Raw genomic sequence first — 7234 nt, forward strand, 5'->3', positions numbered from 1 at the left:
ACCCACACCATATCCTTGCGGAATACTGGAATCAAAGTACATTCCTGTAGCTACATCATTTTTTAGTTCATCGATTGCAAAAGAAACTAAATTAGGTTGCTCTGTTTGCAAAGTCTCTAAATAGACAGTAAAACGATTTAAACTTTCGTTAGAAGCAATTGCTTCTGCTGATGGATCTTCATCTCTTTTTAAGGCACCATTGTAAAAATTATAAGGAATAGATAATCCTTTAGAGTCACGAATAATTCCGTATTCTCCAAATAGTAATATTTTTGAGTAAAATAAAGGTCCTTTCATAGTATTGTAAATTATCAATTTGGGGTTGGTAATTATTCTATTTTTTTAATCTTATTTGGGTCTTGTCTTGTATCTAAAACACGAAGAATATTTAAATTTTTGTCGTCAAAGTCATAATACAAGGTAATCTGTTTTGAAATAACACATTTTCGTGTACTTCGTATATTTGATTTTGGAAATAACTCAGGGTCTAATCTGATTTTTTCAATATGGTTATTTAATTTCTGTGCAACTTTCTTACGAATACTTACAGACCATTTATAATCAAGAAAATCAAATAAATCTTCTAATTCATAAGTTGCTCTTTTTGAAATAATCACCTTTCTCATTAAAGATAGTTGACAATAAAGTCATCCCAAGATGTGGTATTCCCATTTTTAAAATCTTCAATCCCTTCTTCGATTCCTTTTTTCTCTTCCTTCGTCAACTCCTCCCAAAAATCCTTCTTTTCTTTTTGTAAAAGGGATTTAATAGACTTAATAATTGATTCGTCATTGGTTTTCAATAACTTTTCAATGATTTTCTGTTTTTCTAATTGAATATCCATACTGTTCATTCATTATTTGCTAAAGGTAAACAAATAATTCAATTAAAGCATCATAGCTCCATTTCCAATTTGGTCACAAAGGTACTGCCCATTTTGGCAATAGCCAACTAATTCGTTCTTAATAAATTGCAAAACTTTTTCGCTAACGTTATTTGGATATAAAACATGCACATTTGCACCTGCATCAAGGGTGAAACAAACAGGGATTTTAGTCTCATTTCTGAATTTCCAAATTGCATTGATAATCTCCAAGGTGTTTGGTTTCATTAGTATAAAATAGGGCATCGAAGTCATCATCATGGCGTGCAAGGTCAGTGCTTCGCTTTCGACCACTTTTATAAAGGCATCTAAATCACCACTTTTAAAAATAGTAATCAAGGCATCTAAGTTGTCATGCGCTTGGGCAAAACGTCGATCAGCATAAGGGTGATTGTGCATTAAATCATGGCCAACTGTACTCGAAACTTGCTTTTCGCCTTTGTCGACTAGTAAAATAGTGTCTTGGTACTGCTTGAAATTATCATGAATTTCGCCTGGAAATTCTACTCCATATAAATCAGAGCTTCCTTGAATATTCGCTTGGTTTCCCCAAACAACCACCTGTCCTTTGACACTACGACAAGCACTTCCTGATCCTAATCGTGCTAACAATGACGCTTTTTGGTAAAAATAATCATCAGTCATTTCAGGATTTAGCGCTTTTTCTAAACTCATCAAGTTCATCGCTAAAGCTGCCATTCCTGATGCCGATGATGCAATCCCAGAACTATGGGGAAACGTGTTTTCGGTATCAATAGTAAAGTGATAGTCTTTCAAAAACGGAAGATACACTTCGATTCTCTCTAAGAATTTTTGGATTTTGGGCTTAAAGTCTTCTTTTGGTTTACCTTCAAAAAGCAAATCAAACGAAAATTTTCCCGGTGCAACAGTGACAAGCGAAGTCGAAACATCCTTTTTGGCGAAAGCCAACTTTGTAATTGTTTTACAATTATTTAGAGTAAAACTCACCGATGGATTGGCCGGAATTTGATTGTCTTTTTTACCCCAATATTTAACTAAAGCAATATTACTTGGTGCGCTCCATTGGAATTCACCGCTTTCTAAAGTATGAGAATAGGGTTGTGGAATAAAATCGATTAGTGTGGACATGAATTGTAAAATTTTCACAAATATAATTATTTTTAGGCCACAGATTCACAGATTTTTGTTCAAATACTATAGTGTTAATTTGTTGGTTACACTAGATTGTATTTTTAAAATATTACAATCTGTTTTGTTCCTCATTTAGGTCAGCATCCTTAACTTCTTTCTTTTTAGCAGTACCAAAATTATAAGTAAGTGAAAGCGTTACTTTTCGCGTTTCCCAGCGGTTAACCCAATTAGTAGTCACGTTGTCTTGCTGCGTGCTTTGGATCCATTGACTTTTTTTCAATACGTTTTGAGCACTTAAATTCATTCGTAGTTTTTTACTTAAAAAGTCTTTTCGCATACTAAAAGACATATCGTATGACGGTTTGAAACTTGTATTTCCGTAGTTGCCATTCTGGCTATAAAAGCTATTCCAAGTAGCACTCCAGTCTTTAGCTAAAGTGAACGATTGATTTAAAGCTCCCGAAAAGGAAACGCCGCTATTGTTGAATCGATATCCTTCTAGATTAGATGTTGCTTGACCATAAGCAACTTCAGTATTTAGTTGTACTTCCCACCATTTTTTTACAGCATAACTAGTATTAAATGATAGTCCAATACTTTTAGATTTTCCGATGTTATCAGAAAATAGCGTAGTTATTTTAGTATCGGGGTTGTAAGCTATAATTTGGTAGATTTCATCTCTTGAAAAATTAGCGTATAAAGAAACGGATGTTTTTTGCTTTTTAATCCAAACCAGCTCAAAAGCATCGGTGAATTGAGGTGTCAAATTTGGATTCCCTACTGAAACGTTGTAGGTGTCAATGTACTCGTAATATGGGTTTAAGGCTAAGTAACGCGGTCTTTGGATGCGTCGGCTATAAGAGAATTTATATTGATTGTTGTTGAAGTTCCCATTAACGCTAAAAGAAGGAAACAGTGATAAATAATTGTCTTTGTTGCTGCTGTTGGAGGTTAAAGAGGTAGCATTGTAGTTGATGTATTCAGCACGTAGTCCAGCCTGAATATCAAACTTTCCTTTTGTAAAATTTGTGATTCCGTAACCTGACAAAATAGATTCTTTGTAAACCAAATGATTGCTTGGGTTGGTGTTCAAGACAAAATTACCTTGATCGTCTCTGTCTTGCAATTTGATGGTGTAGTCATTATTTACATAGCTCAATTTAGAACCCGTTTCAAAATTGAATGTTTTGGATATTTTTTTCTCAAAATCTACTTTTGCATTGACAATATTGAAGTTGGTTGGGTTTTGGAATTTGACCGCTTCACTATTTTTATACATTGCATTGGTGTTGGCATTAAAGTAAGCGTTAGACGTTAGACGATCACTGTCATTTTGATAATTAGCATAGCTTAATTGCGCATCGATTTTAGTATCCAAACTATCTGAGGCAAAATTGTAAAACAAAGTACTAGTTAACGTTTTATTTATTTTGTCATCTTGTGTGTTCAGAATGGTGTATCTCTCATAAATGGCATTGTCAAACTCTTCGGTACGACCGTTTGTTTTTTCATCACTTTTATAAATACTGTAGTTTGTTGAAGCGCCCACAGTAGCATTTTTATTTAATTGATGCGATGCTCCAAAATTCCCCGAATAACTATTAGAGACAGGTAACCAATCATTTTTTTGCAATAGCGTCGTTGTAAGTGTAGGTGTAACTACCGTTTGATCAATGTTTCTGCGATTGATACTCTCGGCATAACCTTGGTTCAGACCAAATTTCAGGTTCCATTTTTCGGTATTGTTGTACAGGTTTAGTCCGTTATAGTTTTTGATGAATTCGGCATAGCCAATGGAAGAGCGTATATTTCCAGTTAATCCCGTAGCAGCTGATTTTTTCAGTACGATGTTAAAAATACCTGCGCTTCCTGCCGCATCATATTTTGCCGATGGGTTAGCGATAATTTCCACGGCTTTGATATTAGCACCATCTAAAGTTTTAAGGTATTGCTTCAATTCTTCACCCGTTAACAATGATGGTTTGCCGTCAATCATAATTTGAAGATTATTGCTGCCTCTAAAAACTACGTTTTCGTCTTTGTCTAATTGTACACCAGGTAGTTTACTTAAGGTTTCAAGTGCATCGTTACCATTACCAAAACCGGCTTTGTCGATGTCAAAGATCATTTTGTCTCGGCTTAATTTAATCAAACTTTTATTATGCATCACAACCACTTCTTTCAGGGCTTGGACATCTTCCTCTAATTCAAAGTTTTGAGTCAAGTTGCCCTTTGTAGGCGTTAACGTTTTTGACTCAAAGGTTTTGTAACCAATCATTTCAATTTGGACAAAAAAAGCTACATTAGTCAACGGAATGCTAAAGTTTCCTTTTTCGTCAGTGGTAGTTGCTTTTACAAATGATTTAGTTGTAGCATCAAAAACAGAAACGGAAGCAAAGGCGATTTTTTCTCTGTTGCTTTTTGATTCAACTGTTCCTGAGATGCTACTGCTTTGTGCAGAAAGTACATTCAGACTGAAAAATAATAAAAGGGTGATAGCGGTTTTCATGGTATGTTATTTTGTTGGTAGCAAATGTAGAGTAGTACCTCAACCCCCGAATTCATTTTACACCAGTGGGACTTTCTACTACATGAAAAGCTGAAAACAGATTTTTTCCTGTTTTTTGTCTAAAAAAAATGCTTTGGTCTATTAATTTGGGTGGTTGGTGTAAAAAAAAGAATAAATCAACAGATAATGTTTAATTTCATCCCATGGAAATAAATAAAAAACAAGGATACTTTCATTTAATCTTAGTCCTTATCATAGTGGTTTTAGATCTCTTATCTGATTACGTGTATGGCGGCGATAAGCAACTGCTTAGTAACTTTCAGTTGCCTTTAAATTTTAATAGAATAGTTATATACACGGCAACATTTACCACCTATGCTGTTAACTTTTATATTGTAAGTCCGTTTACGTTGGGGAAGAAACACTATTTTAGGTTTGCTATTGGTGTCCTTATTTTAATTGTTGTTTTTGGACGTGTTCGTTATTTACTGGAGGAAGTGATTTTATATCATTTCACGGGGCAGCACAATTATTTTGAAGAGTCAAGGAAATTTTTGTTTTACACTTTTGACAATTCTCTCTATGCCATAAAAGCAGTATTGTACAGTACTTTGGTTTATCTTTTCTTTGAGTTTGCGTCAAATCAAACGAGAATTCACAATCTAGAAATAGATTACAATAAGGCAGAGCTTAGTTTGCTCAAATCACAATTAGAGCCGCATTTTTTATTTAATACACTCAATGCTTTTTATACTGATTTAATTGATGAACAGCCTAAAGTTGCCAAAGACATTCTGCGTTTGTGCCAACTATTACGGTACGTAACCTATGAAGCAGGTACCGAATTTATGCCGTTGTCCAAAGAGATTAATTTTATTGAGGATTACATTTACCTGCACCGAAAAAGATTTGAAGACACCTTATTTTTAGAATATAATGTAACAGGAACCATAAGTGATCAGCCTGTGCCTTCCTTAGTTTTTATTCATTTTGTCGAAAATATTTTTAAACATGGTGTGGTTACCAACAGTGCTTTTCCAGCTAAAATAAGTATTATTGTTACCGAAGAATGTATTAGTATGGAAACAGCTAATCTAGTTTCGGTTGCTGAGCAATACAGTGCAAGCGGAATAGGAAAAGAAAATTTAGAACGAAGATTAAGCGCCATTTTCAAGAACGATTATGTATTGCGATACGAACAGTCAGAGGATGTGTTTCGCACTTTTTTACAACTACCAATTCAATCAAAAAGATGAAAATAGTAAAATGTCTTATTGTCGATGACGAACCGCCAGCGATCCGACTTTTAGAAAAATATGTGAGTAAGGTTCCGTTTTTAGAATTAATTGCAACAACAACCAGTTCCTTAGAAGCACTTTCAAAAATAGAAGAGGGGAATATTGATTTGGTATTTATGGATATCCAAATGCCAGATTTAACGGGTTTGCAACTGTCGAAGATTGTTAAAGGAAAAACAAATATTATTTTCACGACAGCTTATCCGCAATTTGCGCTTCAAAGTTATGAAGTCGATGCTATTGACTACTTATTAAAACCATTTGAATTTGAACGTTTTTATGAAGCAGTTTTAAAAGTAAAGAATACTTTTCAAACCGAAGTGAAAGAGGTGCAAAAGGAAGTTTCAAAAGAGCAAAATGAGTACCTTTTTATTAAAACCGATGGTAAAAATAATTTTGAAAAAGTATATGTAAATGATATCTGTTACATTGAAGGATTAAAGAATTACGTTGCGATTCATTTAAAAGACAAGCAAGTAATTACCAATAATACCTTAAAGAGCATAGAGGATTTTTTACCTGCTACTGAATTTGTCAAAACCCATAAGTCGTTCCTTGTGTCGTTACGTCATATCACAAAAACCGATTCTCTAAGTGTTTACATCAATGGCAACAGTATCCCAATAGGCGATACCTACAAAAAAGAACTTTTTGAAATTATTCAACAGCGAAAATTATAATAGGGTATTTGATTCCGTTTTTTATAATTATCCTCTAAGTTTTGATTAAATTTGAAAATTCAAATACAAAAAAAAATGAACAAGATTACAAAAATACTTATTGTTGTAGTGACCTGTCTGGGTATTGGTTATATATCTGGGAACTCGACTCGTGCGGGTATCATAGATTGGTATCCATCATTAGTGAAACCGAGTTTTAACCCTCCCAATTGGGTATTTGCACCTGTATGGAGTGCGTTATATGCCATGATGGGAGTTGCTGCAGGATTAGTTTGGGCTCGAATTGATTACGAAAAAGAAATTGTGAAAAAAGCATTGGTTTTCTTTGCAATACAGTTGGCATTGAATGCTTTATGGTCGTATTTGTTTTTCGGACTTCACAATCCTATGCTAGCGGGAATTGAAATCATCATATTATGGTTAATGATTTTTGAAACCTATTCTCAATTTGTAAAAATCGATAAAATTGCGGGTTATTTACTATTGCCTTACCTCGCTTGGGTGAGTTTTGCAGCAGTTTTAAACGGAAGTATTTGGTGGTTGAATAGATGAATGTAAGTCTAAAGTTGAAAAGTCATAAAGTCAAAAGTCGAGGTTGGCTCCAGCGGATGACAACATGAGCAAATTGAAGTATAGTTAAAATAGATAAATAGGTTGTTGTAAATTAGTATTTACTGCAGCCTATATTTTTTTAAATTCAGTGTGTTTGTTCAGTAAAAATTCCATTACAGCTAATTCATTAGAGTTTTCT

The 7234-nt window shown here is 34.0% G+C and carries 7 protein-coding genes and 1 pseudogene; 3 read left to right on the forward strand and 5 right to left on the reverse strand.

The features are described from left to right. The 5 genes and pseudogenes from P8M54_RS00455 to P8M54_RS00475 form a co-directional block, all read right to left on the reverse strand. Nucleotides 1-297, reverse strand: a pseudogene (locus P8M54_RS00455) (mevalonate kinase); the annotation flags it as partial. Between the two features lie 32 nt (nt 298-329). Next, nucleotides 330-626: a type II toxin-antitoxin system RelE/ParE family toxin gene (locus P8M54_RS00460; RefSeq protein ID WP_300283766.1), complete on the reverse strand. Its 297-nt coding sequence runs from the start codon at nt 624-626 to the stop codon at nt 330-332. Further along, on the reverse strand, nt 626-844 hold the full coding sequence (locus P8M54_RS00465; protein ID WP_300283768.1) for a hypothetical protein: 219 nt from the start codon (nt 842-844) through the stop codon (nt 626-628). The genes P8M54_RS00460 and P8M54_RS00465 overlap by 1 nt, the downstream gene beginning before the upstream one ends. A gap of 42 nt (nt 845-886) precedes the next feature. Further along, nucleotides 887-1993, reverse strand: a complete 1107-nt coding sequence (locus tag P8M54_RS00470; protein ID WP_300283770.1) for a diphosphomevalonate decarboxylase — start codon at nt 1991-1993, stop codon at nt 887-889. A 112-nt stretch (nt 1994-2105) separates the two neighbouring features. Beyond that, entirely contained in the window at nt 2106-4505 is a 2400-nt protein-coding gene (locus tag P8M54_RS00475; protein WP_300283772.1) for an outer membrane beta-barrel family protein, read from the reverse strand. A 203-nt stretch (nt 4506-4708) separates the two neighbouring features. Between P8M54_RS00475 and P8M54_RS00480 the strand changes: the two genes are divergently transcribed. From P8M54_RS00480 to P8M54_RS00490, 3 genes are all read left to right on the forward strand, one after another. Beyond that, nucleotides 4709-5761, forward strand: coding sequence for a histidine kinase (locus P8M54_RS00480; RefSeq protein ID WP_300283774.1), 1053 nt, complete (start codon nt 4709-4711; stop codon nt 5759-5761). Beyond that, nucleotides 5758-6483 (forward strand): LytTR family DNA-binding domain-containing protein, encoded by a 726-nt coding sequence (locus tag P8M54_RS00485; protein WP_300283776.1) that lies wholly within the window; start codon nt 5758-5760, stop codon nt 6481-6483. Before P8M54_RS00480 ends, P8M54_RS00485 begins: the two co-directional genes overlap by 4 nt. Nucleotides 6484-6558: 75 nt before the next feature. Then, the gene (locus P8M54_RS00490; protein ID WP_300283778.1) at nt 6559-7035 is read left to right on the forward strand and encodes a TspO/MBR family protein; all 477 of its coding nucleotides are present in this window, start codon (nt 6559-6561) and stop codon (nt 7033-7035) included. Nucleotides 7036-7234: the final 199 nt, after the last annotated feature.

Source organism: Flavobacterium sp., from assembly GCF_029242675.1.
In the GTDB taxonomy this organism is placed as follows: Bacteria; Bacteroidota; Bacteroidia; order Flavobacteriales; family Flavobacteriaceae; genus Flavobacterium.